This is a genomic window from Embleya sp. NPDC127516, from assembly GCF_044765325.1.
In the GTDB taxonomy this organism is placed as follows: Bacteria; Actinomycetota; Actinomycetes; order Streptomycetales; family Streptomycetaceae; genus Embleya.
In genome coordinates this window covers 348,057-369,164 of the sequence record NZ_JBIWJT010000003.1, presented here as the reverse complement: position 1 = coordinate 369,164, position 21,108 = coordinate 348,057, and the positions used below count along the sequence as shown (strand labels likewise).

Genomic DNA, 21,108 nt, shown 5'->3' with positions numbered 1-21,108 from the left:
CGGCGACGAGGTTCCGGCCATCCCGCTGCCCGCGGCCGGCGCCGGTGGTCGACGGATCGGCGAGGGACCGCCGATCACCTCGACGAAGATCGTCGTCGCGGGCGGCTTCGGGGTCGGCAAGACCACCCTGGTCGCGGCCGTCTCGGAGATCCCGCCGCTGACCACCGAATCGGTCATGACGGTGCTCAGCGAGGACGTCGACGACCTGTCCGGCCTGCCGGAGAAGCGCACCACCACGGTCGCGATGGACTTCGGCCGGATCACCCTGGAAAGCGACCTGGTGCTCTACCTGTTCGGCACCCCGGGGCAGAACCGGTTCTGGTTCATGTGGGACGACCTGGTGCGCGGCGCGGTGGGCGCGATCGTCCTGGTGGACACCCGGCGGCTGGAGGACAGCTTCCCGGCGGTGGACTACTTCGAGCGATCGGGCATTCCGTTCGTGGTCGCGGTCAACCTCTTCGACGACGCGCCGCGCTATCCGGAGGAGGACCTGCGCGACGCGCTGTCGATCAGCCCGCGCACGCCGATGACCGAATGCGACGCGCGGGTGCGGGAGAGCGCGGTGGACGCCCTGGCCGAATTGGTCGTGCACGCGCTGGACCTCACCCCGTAGGGACGGACGACACCTCGGAACCCGTGGACGGCGACCTCACCCTGCGTGCGATCGGGCACGTGTCCGGCCCGCGTGGAACTCGTGGACGACCACCGGGGGAACGTGTCCTCGGTGATCCGCCTGGACGCCGGGCGGTTCGGGCCCGGAGGCGCTCGCCGGCCCGGACGAGTTCTCCCACCCGGAGGTGGTCTTCCACTTCCACCGGGTGCCGGACGAGGCGATCGAGACCGGCGCCCGCCGCCCACGCGGCAAACCGGACCGGCCCCTCGTCGGCATCTTCGCCCAACGCGCCGCGACCGCGTCCTGGCAGCGTCACCGAGACCACGAATGCCGCTAGACCTACCACTGGACCTACACCCTGGCCCGCTCCACCGCCGTGACTTCCCTCGAAGAAACCCTCATGCGCTCCATGGCCGCCCGTCCGGAAGGCTCCCGCCCCCTCTCGACGTGTACTCCGGAATCCGCAAGCCCTCCGAGCTCCTCACCCCGGGAGTCCTCGCCGAGCTTCTCGCCCGCACCCTGCTCCGCCCGGGCGTGAACCGGGCGGCGGTCCTGCGCACCGCCCTCTCCGAAGCCCGCGAACAACCGGGCACCCGACGGGATCTGCGCCGGCAGCGAGCACCACGCCCATGACCGGGGAAGCCCCACCACCACCGCTCGTCCGCAATCGGCGCCGGGCAGGCTCCGACACACGGGTCGAGCCACCCCGGGCGGCTCCACGCCTGGCGGAAGTTCGGCGCCGGGACCGGTCCCCGGGTCCCGAGGGTCGGTCCCGGCGCCGAACCGGTCAGAACAGCTTCAGTTTGTCGTCCTCGGTGCCGCGTAGGGCGTTGTAGTCCAAGGTGACGCAGGTGATGCCCCGGTCGACCGCGAGCACACGGGCCTGGGGCTTGATCTCCTGGGCGGCGAAGACGCCCTTGACCGGGGCGATCAGGGTGTCGCGGTTGAGCAGTTCGAGGTAGCGGGTGAGTTGTTCGACGCCGTCGATCTCGCCTCGGCGCTTGATCTCGACCGCGACGGTGGTGCCGTCCGCGTCTCGGCACAGGATGTCGACCGGGCCGATCGGGGTGGGGTACTCGCGGCGGATCAGGGTCCAGCCGGCGCCCAGCGCGTCCAGTCGATCGGCCAGCAACTCCTGGAGGTGGGCCTCGACGCCGTCCTTGACCAGGCCGGGGTCCACGCCCAGCTCGTGCGACGTGTCGTGCAGTACTTCCTCGATCGTGATGATCAGCTTCTCGCCGGCCTTGTTGATCACCGTCCACACGCCGTCGCCCTCCTTGAGGGTGCACGGCGGACTCATCCAGTTCAGCGGCTTGTACGCGCGGTCGTCGGCGTGGATGGACACGCTCCCGTCCCGCTTGACGAGGATGAGCCTGGGGGCGGACGGCAGGTGGGCGGTGAGTCGCCCGACGTAGTCCACGGAGCAATGGGCGATGACGAGACGCATGCCCCGACGCTACCGCCTTCGCGACCCCTGACTCGGCCATCCCCTCATCGGCGCCTCGACCCGTGTGACGCACGTCATGGCGGCGCCCCGGGGCCGTCCGGCCGGGACCGGAGGCCGCCTTCGGCACGCGGATCCGTCCGTACGACCGCTGGGTACGGCCCCGGACCGGGCCGGAGTACGGACGGGCGGTCGCGCGTTCCTGGTCGTGTTCACCGACCGTTCGCTATGGAGCAACGTGTGCCCGATGTCCTACGGTGAGTCAGGAGACGGTGCGGGCCGCGCGGATGGGCGTTCGGGGCGTGTCGTGATCGGAGCATGGGCGCCACCTGCTACGTACCGGACACGACCCGTACCGCCGGGCGAACTTGCGTACGTCCCGGCCGGAAGGAGCACCGATGTCGCTCGATGTGCCTCCGAAGTTGTTGGAACAGGCCGAACGCGGTGACGTGGACGAGGCCGAGTTCGTCGACTGCGTGCGCACCTCGCTGCCCTACGCCTGGCATCTCGTTTCCTCGTTGGCGACGCAACTCCAAGTGGATGGCGGTCCGTTCGCGGACAACCAGGTGCCGCCCGCCACCGAGACCGAGCGCGGGCAACTGCTTCGCGCGCTGGCCTCGGACGCGATTCGCGGCTCGATGGAACGGCATTTCGGGGTCAAGCTCGCGTTCCAGAACTGCCACCGGGTCGCGGTCTTCCCGGTCGAGGGCCTGGACGCGGACCGGTACGCCAAGTTCACCTCGATCCGGGGCCAACTGCTCAACCAGTCGCCGACGCTGCGCGACTGCTGACACCGCTTCGGAACCCTTCGGCGGCGCGGGCGGGCCTGACGGCGTGCCCGCGCCTCCGCATACCCGGCTCCCCGCGCACGCGCGCCCCGGACCCCCGATCCGGCCCGCGGATACCCGCGCAGCCGCTCACCCGCGCCCCGCGCGCACCGCACCGTCGCGCCATGTCGCCCACACGCACGTCACGCCGCACCGCCCGCACCCGCGCACCCCTCCCTCCCCTCCCACGCGAGGAGCAGCCCATGGGCATCACCCAGCCATTGCACCGTTGGGCCCAGCAGACCCCGGAGCGCACGGCCGTGATCGACGGCTGCGCGGGCACCACGTTCCACGAACTGCGCGAGCGCGTCGCCAAAGTCGCCGGCGCGCTGCGCGATCTGGGCGTCGGTGCCGACGACCGGGTCGCGATCCTGGCCCTGAACTCGTCCCGCTACCTCGAGTGTCTGAGCGCGATCCCGTGGGCCGGCGGCGTGCTGAACCCGGTGAACATCCGCTGGAGCGCGGCCGAGATCGCCTTCTCCCTGGACGACTCGCAGACCTGCGTACTGTTCGTCGACGACACGTTCGCCCCGCTCGTGCCCGCGCTGCGCGCCGCCTCGTCGAGCGTGCGCGAGGTCGTGCACATGGGCATCGCGCCGACCGGGCCCGGGACGCACGACTACGAGGAGTTGCTGGCGGCGGCCGAGCCGATCCCGGACGCGAACCGCGGCGGCGACGACCTCGCCGGGGTCTTCTACACCGGCGGGACCACCGGATTCCCCAAGGGCGTGATGCTCTCCCACGACAACCTGCTCGCGTCCGCGATGGGCGGCCTGGTCGCCACCGCCGCCTTCCGGATCGTGCCGGACGCGCGCGTGCTGCACGCCGCGCCGCTGTTCCACATCGCCGGGTTCGGGGTGTCGCTGATGACCTCGATCGTCGGGATCCCCCAGGTGGTACTGCCGTTCTTCGAGCCCGAGCAGGTCGCCGCGACCATCCGGCGGGAGCGGATCACCGAGGTCTTCCTGGCCCCGACGATGCTGCAAATGGTGCTGGAACACCCCAGGTTCGCCGAGTACGACGTGTCCTCGCTGCGGCTGCTCACCTACGGTGCGTCGCCGATCACCGCCGCGCTGCTGGAGCGAGTACTCAAGGCGCTGCCCGGCACCGCCCTGGTCCAGGCCTACGGCCAGACCGAACTCTCGCCGCTGGCAACGCTGTTGATGCCACAGGACCACTTGGACGCGGACCCGACGCGGCTGCGCTCGGCGGGTCGGCCGTGCCACCACGCCGAGGTACGGATCCTGGGCTCCGACGGGCGCGAGGCGGCGCGCGGCGACGTCGGCGAGATCGTCTCGCGCGGGGACCACGTGATGCTCGGCTACTGGAACCGGCCCGACGAGAGCGCACAGGCGCTGCGCGACGGCTGGATGCACACCGGCGACCTGGGGTTCATGGACACCGACGGCTACGTCACCGTGGTCGACCGGCTCAAGGACATGATCGTCACCGGCGCGGAGAACGTGTACAGCGCCGAGGTGGAGAACGCGGTCAACGCGCACCCCGACATCGCCGCCTGCGCGGTGATCGGTCTGCCCGATCCCACGTGGGGCGAGCGGGTGCACGCCGTCGTGGTCCTGCACCCGGATCGCGAGCTGACCGCCGAGCAGGTCCGCGCCCACGTCAAGACGTTGATCGCCGGCTACAAGGCGCCCAGGAGCGTCGAGTTCGTCGACGCGTTGCCGTTGACCGCGGCCGGCAAGGTGCGCAAGTCCGTGCTGCGAGAGAGGACGACCCAGGCGTGAACCCGACCATGCTCGACCGCTACGTCTCGCTGCGCATCGGGCGACGCGGCTGAGCGGACCCACCGCCCCGGCGCCCGGGACCGGCGCCGGGGCGACGCCTCACGCCCGGCCGGCGCCCCCACCGGACTCGAACGGACTCTCGACAAACCCGCGCCCAGCGGGCACGATCGCGGCTTATGACGGTGACCCGGGGGATCGTGACGTACGCGGCGGTCGTGACATTGACCATCGAGGCGGTGGCCGCGGTCGTCGGCTGTGGCGTGGTCGCGCCGATCGTGGTCATGAACGCGCTGTCGGACCGGTACGCGAGCAAGGGGACCGCGGCCGGCGCCCTCGGGGCCGCCTTCTTCGTGCTGCTCGGCCTGGTGATCGTGATCTGGTCGGTCTGGGCGGTGAACAACCTGCGGGATCGGCTGCACACCGGATCGACCTCCCGGGTCGGCCTGATCGGCGCGGCCGGTCTGCATGTGGCGAGCTCGGCGGTCGCGCTGATCTTCCCGATCGTGCTCGCGGTGACCCTGCCGGCCCTGGCGCTGCTGCTCGCGGCGACGCTGGCGACCCGCCCCCGGCGCCCGACCGGTCGACGGATGGCCACGGGTCGGGACGGGGCCTCTACCGTCGCCGGGTGATCCGCCGGTGCCCGCGGCTGTTCCAGCACGGGCGATGCCAGTGCCGGCGCTCCTCGACCCGGCCGTCCGCGGACCACGCGACCAGGTGCGGCACGCCCGGCGCGATCTCGTGGTCGCATCCGGGGCAACGGTAGGTCTTGGTCGCGGCCTGACCGCTGATCGGTCGCACCAGCCAATCCCCGTCCATCCCCGACTCGCGCTCCTCGAAGCCGAGGCTGGGGTCGCGGGGTTCGTCCCGGTCGACGGACCGGGAGCGGCTGGTGGGCTTGTTACGACGCGGCACACAAAAAGGGTACGGGTGCACGCGCCGCGTGCACCCGTACCCCTCTCGTACTACTTACTCCCGTCCGACCGCGACCGGTCCGGCCGCATCGCTCCGGCCCGCAGCGCTCCGGCCCGCGCTACCGCTTCGCGTAGTCCCGGAAGCCGCGTCCGGTCTTGCGGCCGAGGTAGCCCGCGGTCACCAGGTGCTCCAGCAGCGGCACCGGCGACCAGCCGGGCTCGCGGAACTCGGCGAACAGCACCTTCTGGATGGCCAGCGAGACGTCCAGCCCGACCACGTCGAGCAGTTCGAACGGACCCATCGGGTAGCCCGCGCCCAGCTTGATCGCGGTGTCGATGTCCTCGGCCGCGGCGTAGTTGGCCTGGAGCATGCGCACCGCGTCGTTCAGGTACGGGAACAGCAGCGCGTTGACGATGAAGCCGGCCCGGTCGCCGCAGTCCACCGCGTGCTTCCTCGTGCGGCGACAGACCTCGTGGATGGTGGCCACCACGTCGTCCGTGGTGGCGACCGTACGCACCACCTCGACCAGCTTCATCACCGGCGCGGGGTTGAAGAAGTGCATGCCGACCACGTCGCCGGGGCGCGAGGTGGCCACCGCGCAGTCGATCACCGGCAGCGAGGAGGTGGTGGTCGCCAGGATCGCGCCGGGCTTGCAGATCTCGTCGAAGTTCTCGAACAGGGCCTGCTTGACCGACAGTTCCTCGACCACCGCCTCCACGACCAGGTCCGCGAAGGCGAGGTCGTCGAGCCGGGTCGAGCCGGTCACCCGGGCCAGCGCGTCGGCCTTGGCCTCCTCGGTCAACCGGCCGCGCTGGATCTGCTTGTCCAGCGAGCGGATCAGCGCCGTGCGCACGCGCTCGACCTTCTCCTCGCTGCGCGCGACGTAGACCACGTCGTAGCCGGACTTGGCGAACACCTCGACGATGCCCGTGGCCATCGTCCCGGTGCCCACCACGCCCACCGCGCGCACGTCGCGCGGCGTGCCGGCGACCGCGCCGGTCTCGCCGGCCTCGGCCACCACGACCGGCGAGCCCGCCTGCTCGTAGGTGTAGAAGCCGCGACCGCTCTTGCGCCCGAGCAGGCCCGCGGTACGCATCTGCTTGAGGATCGGCGCGGGCGCGTGCAGGCGATCGCGCGACTGGCGATACATCTGCTCCAGGATCTCGTACGCGGTGTCGATCCCGACCAGGTCGAGCACCGCGAGCGGGCCCATCGGCAGACCGCAGCCGAAGCGCATCGCCGCGTCGATGTCCTCACGCGTGGCGTACTTCTGCTCGTACATCGACGCCGCGTGGTTGAGGTACGCGAACAGCAGCCCGTTGGCGATGAAGCCGGCCCGGTCGCCGGCGACCACCGGCGACTTGCCCAGCCGCTCGGCGAGCGCGACCACGTCGGCGAGCACCTCGGGTTCGGTGACCACCGTGCGGACGACCTCGACCAGCTTCATCACCGGCGCGGGGTTGAAGAAGTGCAGCCCCACGACGCGCGAGGAACGTGTGGTGGACACCGAGAGCTCGGTGACCGACAGCGAGGAGGTGTTGGTGGCCAGGATGGTGTCCGGGCCGCAGATCTTGTCGAGCCGGGCGAAAAGCTCCTGCTTCTGCTCGAGCTGCTCGGGTATCGCCTCCAGGACGAGATCCGCCGCGGCGACCGAGTTCAGGTCGGTGCCGAGGGTGATGCGATCGAAGATGTCTCGCTGCTGGTCCTCGGTCAGCTTCCCGCGCGCCGCGGCGCGGGCGGTCGACTCGGCGATCCGGGCCCGGCCACGCGCGATGGCCTCGTCGGAGACGTCCACGGCCACGACGGTGAGTCCCGCCCGGGCCAGGACCTCGACGATGCCGGCACCCATGGTGCCCAGGCCGACCACGCCGACCGTGCTGATGTCACGGGTCATCTGCTGTGCTCCTCGCTGCTGAAATGGCGTCTCCCTACCGGGAGTACGCCTTGGTTACTGCGAAGTAGTACCGCGGGGTTTCAGGAGTATGGCAGCCCCTGTCGGACAGGCACAGACCGGTGGGATGTGCCGTTCGCCTCGATCCGTCCCGAATATGTGTTCGGATGGGTGATCAAGCGTCCCCGTCGCCGACCGCACGATGGCGCCGCCGGTCCGATAACCGCCCGGTCGGGTGAAAAACCATCACAGGTGAAGGATTACCTCCGAAGGCCTTCGAGCGTTGTCTTGTCTGTGGGCGCCCTGTCCCCACCTCCCGCTCCGCCCACCGCCGGTCCCGCCCGGCCCGGGCCGACGGGGTCACGACAAGGAGGACGCGATGAAGTTGGGCATCTTCCTGCTGGCGGCACAGTTCGACGCGGGCGATCACGGTGGCGTGCTCACCGCTGCCATGGACGCGGGAATCGCCGCGGAGGAGGCCGGGTTCGACGAGGCGTGGATCGCCGAACACCATTTCGTGCCGTACGGGTTGTGCCCGTCGGCGGTCACGTTCGCCTCCATGCTACTGGGGCGTACCCATCGAATCGGGGTGGGTACGGCGATCAGTGTGCTTTCCGACCAGCACCCGGTCGCTCTCGGTGAGCAGGCCGCCCTGCTGGACCAACTCTCCGGGGGGCGCTTCACCCTCGGAGTCGGGCGCGGCGGCCCGTGGGTGGACCTGGAGGTCTTCGGCACCGGCCTGCGCCGGTACGACGATGCCTTCCCGGAGTCGCTGGACCTGCTGATGCGCTGGCTCACCCACCCGAGGGTGGGCGCGGAGGGCGAACATTTCGCGTTCCGCAAGGTGCCGGTGGTACCGCGTCCGCGCACCTACCCGCACCCTCCGGTGATCGTCGCCTGCACCTCGCCCGCGAGCGCCTCGCTCGCCGCCCGCCACGGCCTGCCGATGCTCCTGGGCATGCACGCCGACGACGAGGAGAAGGCCACGATGGTCCGCACCTACGAATGCGCCGCGTCCGCGTGCGGCCGCGACCCCAAGGCGGTCGAGCACGCCGCCGCGAGCGTCGCCTACGTCGCGGACACCCGCCGCGAGGCCACCGAGACCCTGCGTGGCGCGATGCCGAGGTGGCTGCGCCGGGGCCTGTCGGCGCACGTGACGGTGGACGACCGGCAACGCCGCATGCGCGACCCGGCGGAATACACCGACTTCCTGTGCCGCATCCACCCGGTCGGCTCCCCGACCGACTGCGTCCGCCGCCTCTCCCACACCGCGGAACGCACGGGCATCACCCGTTTCCTGCTCTTCACCGAGGGCGGGGGCGCGGCATCGACGACATTGGAGAACGTGAAGCGCCTGGGGAAGGAAGTACTGCCGGCGCTGCGGTGATGCCGCCGGGGCCGGACGCCGGGCGCCCGGCCCCGGGATCCGGCGCCGAGGCCGCGTTCGTCGACCTCACATGCCGTCGCCGGCCGCCGGGGGCTGGGCCGGGGCGGATGTGCTCGGCTGGGGTGGCGCGGTCGAGGCCGGTGGGGGTGCCGACGTCGTGGTCGGGGGCGAACTGTTGCCCTGGGACGCCGAGTTGGCCGGGCTGGACGAGCGCGCCGTGCTCGCCGGGGCGGTGGTCGCGGGCGGTGACTCGCGGGTCGTCGTGGTGATCGTCGAGGTCGCGCTGCCGGAGCCCGGCTTGCGGCTGCCGGTCGGGGACGCCGGCTTGTCCCGGTCGGCCTTGGGATCCGCCTCCGGACCCCGGTTGGGCGTGTTCGGGTCGAAGGCCGCCGAGCCGGTCGAGCCGACCGGATTGCGGTGGTCGATCTTGTCCGGCGAATCCGAGCCCATCGCGACCACGGCGGCCAGGGTCAGCACCAGGACCGCCGCCGCTCCCGCCGTCATCAGCACGCCGCGACGACCGATCCCGCCGCGTGCCGCGCCGCCCGACCCGTCCCCGCCCGCCGCCGCGACCGCGACCCGGTCGCCGCCCGCCAGCGCCAGCACCCGGCGGTCCGCCGCGAGTCCGCGCTTGTCCGAGCCGACGTCGCGCATCCGGGTGGCCGCGACCGCCTCCTCGCGCGCGCCCCGGGTGTCGCCGGTGCACAGCGCCAGGACGGCCAGCTCGTGCCGGAACCACGCGTGGTCGGACGCCGCCGAGGCGCCCGCCTCGCGCGCCGAGGCCAGGCCCAGGTCGAGCACCTCGCCCCACGTGTCCCAGCGTGCCGAGGCGCCGAACGCGGGCGCCGCGGACCGGGCCAGCGCGCGCGCCGATCCGGCCTTGCCCAGCCGCTCCGACTCACGCAGGCAGGCCAGGATCGTGTCCGCCTCGCGCGCGATCTCCACGGGAGTGACCGAGGGGTGCGAGACCCACCAGGTGAAGTGTTGTATCGCCGCGACCGCCCACGAGGACGGCCCGCGCACGATCGTGGCGATCGCCTCGGCGGTGCCGCCGGTGAGCCGATACCGGCCGAACTCGCGCACCGCGAGCCCGGCCGCGACCAGCTCGTCGGCCGCGCCCACCGCGTCCACCGCGCCGGTCAGGGCCGGCAGGTGTACCGGGTCCGGCAGTTCCCCGTCCAAGGCGGAGGCCAGCCGCAGCACCTGTTGCGCCGACGCGGACACCAGCGGCACCAGGCGCGGTACGAACTGCCTCGGCTCGCCGGGCGAGGGCAACTCGCCCGAGCTGTCCGCCGTACCGTCGTCGAGCAGCCCGTAGCCGGACCGCCCGCGCTCACGCCGCCCCAGCAGCGCGCCGGCCTGCACGAACCGACCCGGGTGGCCGCCCACCTGGAACCACAGCGCGGAGGCCCAGGCCAGTTCCTCGTCGTCGAGTTCACGCCCGGCGATCCGCCGCAGCAGGTCGAAGCACGCCTCCTGCGGGAGTCCGCCCAGGGTGATCTCGTGCAGCGGCGAGTCCCGGCGCACGATCGGATCCGCCACCTCCGGACCGGCCACCAGGAAAGCGCATTCCGGGGCGATCCGCAGCAGCTCGTGCACGTCCTCCTGGCCCAGCTCCAGGTCGTCCACGACCACGAGCGCGGCCACACCGGCCAGGATGATGCCCAGTTGCCGCCGGGTCGGCCGGTACGCCGGTCCGGTGAAGCACGCGTCGTGCAACTGCTGCAGCAGGTCGTCCAGACCGCGGCGGCGCCCGTCGAGCAGGACCACCCCGTCCGGCGCCTCCGCCGGGTCGAGCGCGGCCAGGTGCCGCAGCACGGTGGTGCGACCGCTCGACGAGGACCCGCCGATCCGCACCGACGTCCCGCGCTGCAACAGGCCGGTGAGCTCGGCGATCTCCACGTCGCGGCCCAGCGGCGGCAGGTCGTTCGCGGGCACCGAGCCGGGCAGCCTGGAGGTCAGTGGCGGCCGGGCTCCGGCGGGCATCGCACTCGCGTCGGTGCCGTCCGGTCCGCCGAAGGTCAACAGCAGGTCGCCCGCGATCAGTTGCAGCGCGCCCGGCCCCGGTTCGTCGGCGCCGCCCCGGTCCACTCCCGGGACCGGGCCCGACCGGTCGTCGTCGTCGAGCCGGATCGGCTCGGCCCCACCGATGCGCGGCGCGGACGCCCGCGCGGACCCGGACGCGCGCGCCGAGCCGGACGCGAGCCCGGGCGGCTCGGCCGCCCGGGCGTCACGCTCCTCGGCCGCACCCGGGCGCGGCCCGAACAACTCGTCCAGATACGCGTCGTCGCCCCAGGAGCCGCTCGCCGACCCGCTCCCCGAATCGGCCGCGGAGCGTGCCGAGGCGTCGGCGGGAAATTCGAGCGGGTCGTCCTCGAAGCGCTTTTCCCCGTCTTCTTCCGGCCGTTCCCTGCCGCCGCCGTTCATGCCACTCCCTGTGCTCCCCGTCGTGGTTTCTCGACGCACCGGTGCGGCCGGGGACAAGTCCGGGCCCCGGGGGGCGGAAACCGGTGATCAGTGTGCCGGGCGCGGCCGGCACACCGATACCCGGTGCCGGGTTCGTGACAAGATCGTTGAGCACCGACGCGTCGAGCGGCGGGGCGACCGAGCATGGGTTGCGCGTGTCCCCTCCGTACCGCGTCCCACCTTGCCACCTCCCGCCGTCGAGTGGACCGGGTCCGGGCCGACCTTCGCTCCCTCTTCACAACAACGCGCGCGCCCCCCGAGTGGTCACGGGGACGATCGCGCCGGGCTGCGTCCCGACCCCCCGTTGCCCGCCGAACGGCCGGTACGAGCGCGCCGAGGCGCCGGCGCACACCCACCGATCGGCCCAGGCGCGCCCACCGCGGCGGGCTTGGCGAAAAGTCGGTGCATGCGCGTGGAGTCGCCCTATGGTGCACAAGGGGCGCCACATCAGTCCGGCGCACAGGGGGAACAGGGGGACTCACATGTCCGGTTCCATACGTACGCGACGCGTGGGACGGCGGGTGAGTCGGCACGGGACCCGGCTCGCGTGCGCCGTCGCACTGCTCGCCTCCTTAGCCTTGTCCATACCCTCGGCCGGCGCGTCGCCGGCCTCGTCCGCGGGTGTCTCGGACACCCCGTCCCGCCCACCCGGTCCCGAGTTGTTCGGCTCGGCGCCCACCGCACGCGCCGCGTCCGCGCAGGCGGCGGCGGTACCGCCGAAGTTCTCCGACGACGCGGTACTGACCGGCCTGACCCAACCCGTCGATGTGGCCTTCGCCAAGGACGGTCGGGTCTTCGTCGCCGAGAAGACCGGCGTCGTCAAGGTGTTCGACTCGATCACCGACCCCACGCCCACGGTGTTCACCGACCTGCGGGCCAAGGTGCACAACTTCTGGGACCGAGGGCTGCTCGGCTTGGCCCTGGCCCCGAACTTCCCGACGGATCCGTCGGTGTACGTGATGTACACGCACGACGCGCGCCCCGGCGGCTCGGCGCCCTACTGGGGCACCGCCGGCGCCCTGGACGACGGCTGCCCGGACCCGCCCGGCGCCCAGGCCAAGGGCTGCCTGGTCACCGGCCGGATCGCCAAACTGACCGCGACGGGCAATACGGCCGGCCCCGAACAGGTGCTGGTCGAGGGCTGGTGCCAGCAGTTCCCGTCACACGCCACCGGCAGCCTGGGGTTCGGCCCGGACGGCTACCTGTACGCCTCCGCCGGCGACGGTGCCAGCTTCGACTGGGCGGACTACGGCCAGACCACGGCCAGTGGCCCGATCCCGGGCAAGGACCCGATTCCGGCGAACCCGTGTGCCGACGGCACCAGTCCGGTGGGCACCGTGCTGGCCGCGCCCACCGCCGAGGGCGGCGCCCTGCGCGCGCAGGACTTCCGTACGTCGGGCGACCCGTTCGCGCTCAACGGCAGCATCATCCGGATCGACCCGGCCACCGGCGCCGGCGCGCCCGGCAACCCGCTGGCGGGCAACGCCGACGCCAACGCCCGCCGACTGGTGGCGGCCGGCCTGCGCAACCCGTTCCGCTTCGGCTTCCGGCCGGGCACCAACGAGCTGTGGGTGGGCGACGTCGGTTGGAGCACGTGGGAGGAGATCGACCGACTCACCCCGTCGAGCGCCGCCGTGGCCAACTTCGGCTGGCCCTGCTACGAGGGCTCGTCCCGCCAGGGCGGCTACGAGTCGATCGGCCTGAACCTGTGCGCCAACCTCTACGCCGAGGGTCCGGCGGCGGTGAAGACGCCCTACTACGCCTACCAGCACGGCGCCGTGGTGGCCCCGGGTGACGGTTGTCCGACCGGCAGCGGCTCGGCGATCTCCGGCGTGACCTTCTACTCGGGGCAGCGTTACCCGGCCGCGTACCGGGGCGCGATGTTCTTCGCCGACCACAGTCGGCGCTGCGTGTGGAGCATGCTGGCCGGCCCCGACGGACTCCCGGACCCGGCCACCCGCCAGGCGTTCGTGACCAACGCGAACCCGGTCCAGCTCACCACCGGCCCCGAGGGCGACGTGTACTACGTCGGCTTCGAGGACGGCGCGATCCACCGGGTCCGCTACACCGGCAGCGCGCCGAACGCGGTCGCCTCGGCGACCCCGACCACCGGCACGACCCCGCTGACCGTGGCGTTCACCGGCTCCGCGTCGACCGACCCGGACCCGGGCGAGTCCCTCACGTACGCGTGGGACCTGGACGGCGACGGAGCGTTCGACGACTCGACCGCGGCGAACCCCTCGTACACCTACACCGCGTCCGGCACGTACACCGCCAGACTGCGGGTCACCGACCCGGTCGGCCTGACCAGCGTCTCCGCACCGATCACCATCTCGGCGGGCAACGCGCCGCCGACCCCGGTGATCGACACCCCGGCCGGGTCACTGACCTGGAAGGTGGGCGACCCGATCGCGTTCAGCGGACACGCGACCGACCCCCAGGACGGCACCATCCCCGGCAGCGGTCTGAACTGGCAGATCATCATGCACCACTGCACGACGCCCAGCACCTGCCACGAACACCAGATAACCGGGCAGGGCGGCGCCTCGGGCAGCTTCACTGCGGTCGACCACGAGTACCCGTCCTGGCTCGAACTGCGGCTGACCGCGACCGATTCCGGCGGCCTGACCGGGACCACCAGCGTGCGGCTGGACCCGAAGACCGTGAACGTCACGCTCGCGTCCAACCCACCGGGCCTGACCCTGGGCCTGTTCTCCTCGCAACGCCCGGCGCCGTTCACCAGCACGGTGATCGTCGGCGGCACGTCCTCCATCGCCGCACCCTCGACCCAGGTCCTGAACGGCAAGAACTACGAGTTCGTGTCCTGGTCGGACGGCGGCGCCGCCGCACACAACATCACCGCGCCCGCGACGCCGGTCACGTTGACCGCCACCTATCGCGAGATCGACGGGCCGACGCCCGGGCTGATGGCCCAGTACGGCTTCAACGCGGCCGGCGGCACGCTCGTCACGGACGACACCGGCCAGGGCAACAACGGCACCGTCACGGGCGGCACCTGGGTCCCCGGCCATTCCGGCAACGCGCTTTCCTTCAACGGCACTTCGTCGATGGTGACGGTGCCGCACAGCGCCCGGCTCACGCTCACCACGGGGATGACCCTGGAGGCCTGGGTCAAACCCTCGGCGATCACGAACTGGCGCACCATCCTGCTCAAGGAACGCGGCGGCGGCCTGTCCTACGCGCTGTACGCGAACGGCACCAACGCGCCCAACACGTCCATCAACACCACCGGCACCAACAACGACACCTACGCCGACGGCACCGCACCCCTGGCCACCGGCGCCTGGGCACACGTCGCGGCCACCTACGACGGCGCCACGCTGCGCCTGTACGTCAACGGTGTCCAGGTCCGGTCCACCGCGCACACCGGCCCGATCGTCGACGCCGGCGGCGCACTCCGCATCGGCGGCAACACGGTCTGGGGCGAATACTTCACCGGCCTCATCGACGACGTCCGCATCTACAACCGCCCCCTCACCCCCACCGAGATAGCCGCCGACATGGCCCGCCCCATCCCCTGACTCCACCCGCCGGACGGGCCACCCAGGCCCGTCCGGCACCCTCCCACCCCAACTCCCGCCCGCCGAGACAAACTCCAGCTCGCCCGGCACCACTCCCAGCCCGCCGGCACAAACTCCAGCCCGACCGGCACCCAATCCAGCCCGTCCGGCGTTTGAGGACACCCGAAACCCGAGCACTGACCAACCGCCGCTCCCCCGGAAGCCGGACCAACCCCACTCCAGCCCGTCCGGCGTTTGAGGACACCGGCACTCACCAACCGCCGCTCCCCCGGAAGCCGGACCAATCCCAGCCCGTCCGGCGTTTGAGGACAAGCCACGGCCGCAGGCCGGACAACCTCACACCAAACCCGAAGGCACCGTCGCAAGGCCATTCGCCTCGCGGATCACCTCCACGATCCGCCCCATGATGTCCGTGATCCCGAAGTCCTTCGGCGTGAACACCGCCGCCACCCCCTGCGAGCGCAGCGTGACCGCGTCGGCGGAAGGAATGATCCCGCCCACGATCACCGGCACGTCCCCGATCCCCGCGGAGCGCATACGCGAGAGCACGTCCGGAATCAGCTCCAGGTGCGACCCGGACAGGATGGACAGCCCCACACAGTGCACGTCCTCCTCCACCGCCGCCGCGACGATCTGCGCCGGAGTCAGCCGAATCCCCTGGTAGACCACCTCGAACCCGACATCGCGCGCCCGCACCGCGATCTGCTCGGCCCCGTTCGAGTGCCCGTCCAGCCCCGGCTTGCCGACCAACAGCCGCAACCGGCCGCCCAGTTCCTCCCCGGCCCGCCGCACGGCGCCCCGCACCTCGGCCAGCCCCGCGCCGTCCTGCACGCCGACCACGCCGGACACCCCGGTCGGCGCCCGGTACTCGCCGAACTCCTCGCGCAGCGCCTGCGACCACTCGCCCGTGGTCACCCCCGCCCGGACGCACGCGAGAGTGGCCGGCATCAGGTTGACCGCCGCCGCGGCCTTCCACGACCGCGCGTCCTCGCGCAGCCGGGCCATCGCCGCGTCCACCGCCTCCGGGTCCCGCGCCGTGCGCCACGCCTGGACCTTCTCGATCGCCGAGCGCTCGGCGTCCGGGTCGGCGCTCATGATCGCCGCGTCCAGGTCCGCGGTGAGCGGGTTCTCCTCGGTGGTCTCGAAGCGGTTGACCCCGACCACCACCTCCTCGCCCGCCTCGATCCGGGCCCGCCGAGCCGCGTGCGAGCCGACCAGTTGCGACTTCATGTAGCCCGACTCGATCGCCGCGACCGCGCCGCCCATCGCCTGGACCCGGTCGATCTCCGCGCGGGCGCCCGTCACCAGGTCGGCGACCTTGGCCTCGATCACATGCGAACCGTTGAAGATGTCGCCGTATTCGAGCAGGTCCGACTCGTACGCCAAGACCTGCTGGATCCGCAACGACCACTGCTGGTCCCACGGCCGCGGCAGACCCAACGCCTCGTTCCAGGCCGGCAGTTGCACCGCCCTCGCGCGGGCGTCCTTGGACAGCGTCACGGCCAGCATCTCCAGCACGATGCGCTGGACGTTGTTCTCCGGCTGCGCCTCGGTCAGGCCGAGCGAGTTGACCTGCACGCCGTAGCGGAACCGGCGCTGCTTGGCGTCCTGTACGCCGTAGCGCTCCAGGGTCAGCTCGTCCCAGAGCTGGACGAACGCCCGCATCTTGCACATCTCCTCGACGAACCGCACGCCGGCGTTGACGAAGAAGGAGATCCGCTGGACCACGTCGCCCATCCGGTCCGCCGGCACCTGGCCCGAGTCGCGGACCGCGTCGAGCACGGCGATCGCGGTGCACATCGCGTACGCGATCTCCTGCACCGGGGTCGCGCCCGCCTCCTGGAGGTGGTAGCTGCAGATGTTGGTCGGGTTCCACTTGGGAATGTGCGAGACCGTATACGCCACGGTGTCGGTGATCAGCTTCAGCGAGGGCCCGGGCGGGAAGACGTAGGTCCCGCGCGACAGGTACTCCTTGATGATGTCGTTCTGCGTGGTGCCGGTGAGCTTGGCGATGTCCGCGCCCTGCTCCTCGGCGACGACCTGGTAGAGCGCGAGCATCCACAGCGCGGTCGCGTTGATCGTCATCGAGGTGTTCATCTCCTCGACGGGGATCCCGTCGAGGAGTTGCCGCATGTCGCCGATGTGCGAGATCGGTACGCCGACCTTGCCCACCTCGCCGCGCGAGAGTTCGTGGTCGGGGTCGTAGCCGGTCTGGGTCGGCAGGTCGAAGGCCACCGACAGACCGGTCTGACCCTTGGCGAGATTGCGCCGGTACAGCGCGTTGGACGCGGTGGCCGAGGAGTGGCCGGCGTACGTGCGCATCACCCAGGGACGGTCGCGCGTGATCGGTGCGGCCTGCTCGGCCGAAGCGGCTCGCTCGGCCGAAGGGGAGGGCGGGGCCGCCGAAGAGGGCGCGGCCGGCTGCGAGGGCTGAGCTGAGGGCGTCTGGCTCGCCACGGAATACCTCCGGAGGTTCCGGACCGACCGGGGTTCGGCGACTACCGGCCTGGGCTATCCCGCTGGTCCGCTGTCACCGCGCCTGGTGCGGCCCTGCTTACCACGGAGTGTACTGACGGGTAACCGTCCCGGACAGGGTGTGTTCGACCACAGCACGCAAGCCGTTGCCCGCCCGGCCTGACACTGTGTCGGCTCGGACGACCGATTCGCCCAGGTCAGGCGGCTGCCGGTTGGCGGAGCGTGAGGATGCGGTGCAATCGGGTCAGCACCAGTACCCGGTGCACATCCGGGTTGACGCCGGTCAAAACCAGCCGACGCTCGCGCCGGCCCGCGCGTCGATGCGCGCCCACGATCAGGCCCAGGCCGGTGGTGTCCAGGGCGGGTACTCGGGTGAGGTTGAGAATCAGGTCGCCCTCACCGTTGTCCAGCGCCTCGTGCAGCGCCAACCGGACATCGGCGGTGGCCCGCACGTCGAGCGCGCCTTCCAAGTGCAACTCGCGCGGGTCGCCCCAAACGCGCATCGTCTCCTCCTGGGGGAGTCCGTCCGTTCGATGACGGTTCGACTTCCCAGAAGAACACCCAAAACCCGATAATCCTCACTCATCACATCGGACTTCACTCATACAGGTGACGAATCATCAGATGATGCGCCGACTGCGCATCCGCCCTTGGGCCAACGGCCGCCCCGGGCCCCGGTGATCGGAGCCGGGACCGAGTCCGGAATCGAACCCGGCCCAGGTCCCGGAATCGAACCCCGGAGCGGCCGTCGAGCACCCGCCGAGCGCCCGCGGGGCAACCCGGATCGGCGGCGGCACCGAACCGACTCAGTAGTCGTAGAAACCCTTGCCGGTCTTGCGGCCCAGGTCGCCCGCCGCGACCATGCGGTTGAGCAACTCCGGCGGCGCGAACTTCTCGTCCTTGCTCTCGGCGTAGATGTTGCTCGTCGCGTTGCGCATGATGTCCACGCCGGTGAGATCGGCGGTGGCCAGCGGCCCCATCGCATGGCCGAAGCCGAGCTTGCAGGCGATGTCGATGTCCTCGGCGGTGGCCACGCCCGCCTCGTACAGCTTCACCGCCTCGACGGTGAGCGCGGTGATCAGCCGAGTGGTCACGAAGCCGGCCACGTCGCGGTTGACCACGATGCAGGTCTTGCCCATCGCCTCGGCCAGTTCGCGGGCGGTGGCCAGCGTCGCGTCCGAGGTCTTGAACCCGCGGACCAGCTCGCACAGGCTCATCAACGGCACCGGGGAGAAGAAGTGCATGCCCACGACCGACTCCGGCCGAGCGGTGACGGCGGCGATCTCGGTGATCGGGATCGCCGACGTGTTGCTCGCGAGCACCGCGCCGGGCTTGCAGATCCGGTCCAGGTCGCGGAAGACGTCCTGCTTGACCTCGACCTTCTCGAACACCGCCTCCACCACGACGTCCGCGTCGGCGACGGCGTCGAGGTCCGTGGTGGTGGTGATCCGGGCGAGCGCCGCCGAGGCGTCCTCGGCGGTCATCCGCCCCTTGGCGGTGAACTTCTCGTACGAGGCCGCGATCCCGCTCAGCCCACGCTCCACGGCGGCGTCGGTGACATCGCGCAGCACGACGTCGTAGCCGGCCTGGGCGGCGACCTGGGCGATGCCCGACCCCATGAGCCCGGCCCCGATGACGGCGATCTTGTTGGTCACTGCGCTACCTCTCCAGTACACGATCCCGAGCCGACGTCCGCACGAACGTCCTTCGCCCGGGAGCGTAGCCGCAGCGGTCGCCGCCGACGACGGACCCCTACCTGACGGCCCGTCAGAAACGCGAGGTACTCTCCGGCTCCGGCTCCCGGACGATCTTCGCGCCCAGCGACTGGAGCTGCACCTCCAGTCCGGTGTAACCGCGATCGATGTGGTGCACCCCGCTCACCGTGGTGTCCCCGTCGGCCACCAGACCGGCCAGCACCAGACCCGCCCCGGCCCGGATGTCCGCAGTCAACACCGGTGCTCCGGAGAGCTGTTCGACCCCGCGCACGATCGCGTGGTGCCCGTCGGTGCGAATCGAGGCGCCCAGCCGGAGCAGTTCCTGCAGGAAGACGAACCGCGCCTCGAAGAGGTTCTCGGTGATCATCGCCGAGCCCTCCGCGATCGAGTTCATCGCGGCGAAGAACGGCTGCATGTCGGTCGCGAACCCGGGATAAGGCAACGTGACCACATCCACGGCCTTGGGTCGCCGGTCCATCACCACCCGGAAGCCGTCCCGTACGTGCGACACCTCGGCACCGGCCAGGGTCAGCTTGTCGAGCGCGATCTCCAGGTGCTCGGGGTGCGCGTTGCGCACCGTGACGTCGCCGAGCGTCATCGCCGCGGCGACCGCGAACGTGCACGCCACGATCCGGTCCGGCACGGTGCGGTGGCGTACCGGCTTGAGCCCCTCGACACCCTCGATCTCGATCGTCGAGGAGCCCGCCCCCTCGATCCGCGCGCCCATCTCGGTGAGCATCGCGCAGATGTCCACGATCTCCGGCTCACGCGCCGCGTTGTCGATCACCGTCCGGCCCTGTGCGAGCACCGCGGCCATCAGGATGTTCTCGGTCGCGCCCACGCTCGGGAAGTCCAGCCAGACCGTGGTGCCCTTCAACCCGTTCGGCGCCTTGGCGATCAGCACGCCGTGCGAGTTCTCCACGGTCGCGCCGAGCTTGACCAGCCCCTCGATGTGCATGTCCAGGCCGCGCGAGCCGATCGCGTCCCCGCCCGGATAGGCCACGTGCACCTCGCCGCAGCGCGCGAGCAGCGGCCCGAGCACACAGATCGACGCGCGCATGCTGCGCACCAGGTCGTAGTCCGCCTCGAAGCGCGGCGCGGCCGGTACGTCGATCCGCACCGTCCCGGTGGTCTCCCCCTCGACCTCACAGCCCAGCCGCCTGAGCAGCTCGCTCATGATCTCCACGTCGAGGATCCGGGGCGCCTCCTCGAGCACCGTGGTGCCCTCCGCGAGCAACGCGGCAGCCATCAATTTGAGCGCGCTGTTCTTCGCGCCCGTGATCCGCACCTCGCCGAAGAGTCGCTGACCACCTGTCACCCGGAACCTGTCCATCGGAGAATCGTACTGATTCCCGGACCCCTCCACGGACCGCGCCAAGCACGGACGAAGCGCGCTCCAGGAAGCCCTTCGGACGATCCGCGGCGGACCGGCACTAGGGTTCGGTCATGGTCAACCTCACCCGGATCTACACCCGCACCGGCGACGACGGCACCACCGCGCTGGGCGACATGTCGCGCACGTCCAAGACCGACCCTCGGCTCGCGGCGTACGCCGACGTGGACGAGACCAACGCGGTGATCGGCGTCGCGCTGTCCCTCGGCAACCTGGACGAGGACGTCGTCGCGCTGCTGACCCGCGTCCAGAACGACCTGTTCGACCTGGGCGCCGATCTGTCCACCCCGGTCGTCGAGGACCCGAAGTACCCGCCGCTGCGCGTGGAGCAGAGCTACATCGACGCGCTGGAGACGGCCTGCGACGAGTACAACGAGAACCTGGAGAAGCTGCGCAGCTTCATCCTCAACGGCGGCACGCCCGGCGCCGCGCTGCTGCACCAGGCCCGTACCGTCGCCCGCCGCGCCGAGCGCACCACGTGGGCCGCCCTGGAGGCACACGGCGACTCGATGAACCCGCTGACGGTGAAGTACCTCAACCGCCTGTCCGACCTGCTGTTCATCTTGGCGCGGCACGCGAACCGCGAGGTGGGCGACGTGTTGTGGGTGCCCGGCGCCAACCGCTGACGCGAACACACCCCGGCGTGGGGCCCGGGGGTCGCCCCCGAAACAGGCACAGCATCTTGGCGCGGCACGCGA

Annotated in this window: 16 protein-coding genes; 8 read left to right on the top strand and 8 right to left on the bottom strand. The window is 71.4% G+C overall.

Going from position 1 to position 21,108, the window contains the following annotated elements; translation table 11 throughout:
• Positions 1–19 precede the first annotated feature (19 nt).
• Both ACIRL2_RS06890 and ACIRL2_RS06885 read left to right on the top strand, forming a co-directional pair.
• Positions 20–613 (top strand): GTP-binding protein, encoded by a 594-nt coding sequence (locus ACIRL2_RS06890; protein ID WP_395866498.1) that lies wholly within the window; start codon positions 20–22, stop codon positions 611–613.
• 447 nt (positions 614–1,060) lie between these two features.
• Positions 1,061–1,246 (top strand): hypothetical protein, encoded by a 186-nt coding sequence (locus ACIRL2_RS06885; RefSeq protein ID WP_402230629.1) that lies wholly within the window; start codon positions 1,061–1,063, stop codon positions 1,244–1,246.
• 154 nt (positions 1,247–1,400) lie between these two features.
• Here the strand turns inward: ACIRL2_RS06885 and nucS are convergent, their stop codons facing one another.
• Positions 1,401–2,060 carry an endonuclease NucS gene (gene nucS, locus ACIRL2_RS06880; RefSeq protein WP_395865952.1) on the bottom strand — a complete coding sequence of 220 codons (660 nt, stop codon included), beginning with the start codon at positions 2,058–2,060 and terminating at the stop codon, positions 1,401–1,403.
• 395 nt (positions 2,061–2,455) lie between these two features.
• On the opposite strand from nucS, the gene ACIRL2_RS06875 reads away from it, so the two are divergent.
• From ACIRL2_RS06875 to ACIRL2_RS06865, 3 genes are all read left to right on the top strand, one after another.
• A complete protein-coding gene (locus ACIRL2_RS06875) occupies positions 2,456–2,848 on the top strand; it encodes an SCO5389 family protein (RefSeq protein WP_395865954.1) in 393 nt (130 codons plus the stop codon).
• A 239-nt stretch (positions 2,849–3,087) separates the two neighbouring features.
• On the top strand, positions 3,088–4,629 hold the full coding sequence (locus ACIRL2_RS06870) for a long-chain-fatty-acid--CoA ligase (RefSeq protein ID WP_395865956.1): 1,542 nt from the start codon (positions 3,088–3,090) through the stop codon (positions 4,627–4,629).
• Between the two features lie 176 nt (positions 4,630–4,805).
• Positions 4,806–5,258, top strand: coding sequence for a hypothetical protein (locus ACIRL2_RS06865; protein ID WP_395865958.1), 453 nt, complete (start codon positions 4,806–4,808; stop codon positions 5,256–5,258).
• On the opposite strand, the gene ACIRL2_RS06860 is transcribed toward ACIRL2_RS06865, so the two are convergent.
• Positions 5,242–5,541: a hypothetical protein gene (locus ACIRL2_RS06860; RefSeq protein ID WP_395865960.1), complete on the bottom strand. Its 300-nt coding sequence runs from the start codon at positions 5,539–5,541 to the stop codon at positions 5,242–5,244. The genes ACIRL2_RS06865 and ACIRL2_RS06860 overlap by 17 nt on opposite strands.
• Positions 5,542–5,659: 118 nt before the next feature.
• Positions 5,660–7,435: a 3-hydroxyacyl-CoA dehydrogenase family protein gene (locus tag ACIRL2_RS06855; RefSeq protein ID WP_402230624.1), complete on the bottom strand. Its 1,776-nt coding sequence runs from the start codon at positions 7,433–7,435 to the stop codon at positions 5,660–5,662.
• 376 nt (positions 7,436–7,811) lie between these two features.
• Here ACIRL2_RS06855 and ACIRL2_RS06850 point away from each other — a divergent pair, with 376 nt between their 5' ends.
• Entirely contained in the window at positions 7,812–8,819 is a 1,008-nt protein-coding gene (locus ACIRL2_RS06850) for an LLM class flavin-dependent oxidoreductase (RefSeq protein WP_395865963.1), read from the top strand.
• Between the two features lie 66 nt (positions 8,820–8,885).
• On the opposite strand, the gene ACIRL2_RS06845 is transcribed toward ACIRL2_RS06850, so the two are convergent.
• On the bottom strand, positions 8,886–11,246 hold the full coding sequence (locus tag ACIRL2_RS06845; RefSeq protein ID WP_402230621.1) for a hypothetical protein: 2,361 nt from the start codon (positions 11,244–11,246) through the stop codon (positions 8,886–8,888).
• A 617-nt stretch (positions 11,247–11,863) separates the two neighbouring features.
• Between ACIRL2_RS06845 and ACIRL2_RS06840 the strand changes: the two genes are divergently transcribed.
• Positions 11,864–14,827, top strand: a complete 2,964-nt coding sequence (locus ACIRL2_RS06840; protein ID WP_402230618.1) for a LamG-like jellyroll fold domain-containing protein — start codon at positions 11,864–11,866, stop codon at positions 14,825–14,827.
• Between the two features lie 336 nt (positions 14,828–15,163).
• On the opposite strand, the gene ACIRL2_RS06835 is transcribed toward ACIRL2_RS06840, so the two are convergent.
• The 4 genes from ACIRL2_RS06835 to murA form a co-directional block, all read right to left on the bottom strand.
• Positions 15,164–17,149 (bottom strand): protein meaA, encoded by a 1,986-nt coding sequence (locus tag ACIRL2_RS06835; RefSeq protein ID WP_402230616.1) that lies wholly within the window; start codon positions 17,147–17,149, stop codon positions 15,164–15,166.
• A gap of 350 nt (positions 17,150–17,499) precedes the next feature.
• Entirely contained in the window at positions 17,500–17,805 is a 306-nt protein-coding gene (locus ACIRL2_RS06830) for an STAS domain-containing protein (RefSeq protein WP_395865968.1), read from the bottom strand.
• A gap of 303 nt (positions 17,806–18,108) precedes the next feature.
• A complete protein-coding gene (locus ACIRL2_RS06825; protein WP_395865970.1) occupies positions 18,109–18,957 on the bottom strand; it encodes a 3-hydroxyacyl-CoA dehydrogenase family protein in 849 nt (282 codons plus the stop codon).
• Between the two features lie 112 nt (positions 18,958–19,069).
• Positions 19,070–20,350 (bottom strand): UDP-N-acetylglucosamine 1-carboxyvinyltransferase, encoded by a 1,281-nt coding sequence (murA, locus tag ACIRL2_RS06820; RefSeq protein ID WP_395865972.1) that lies wholly within the window; start codon positions 20,348–20,350, stop codon positions 19,070–19,072.
• 113 nt (positions 20,351–20,463) lie between these two features.
• Between murA and ACIRL2_RS06815 the strand changes: the two genes are divergently transcribed.
• The gene (locus ACIRL2_RS06815; protein WP_395865974.1) at positions 20,464–21,036 is read left to right on the top strand and encodes a cob(I)yrinic acid a,c-diamide adenosyltransferase; all 573 of its coding nucleotides are present in this window, start codon (positions 20,464–20,466) and stop codon (positions 21,034–21,036) included.
• Positions 21,037–21,108 lie beyond the last annotated feature (72 nt).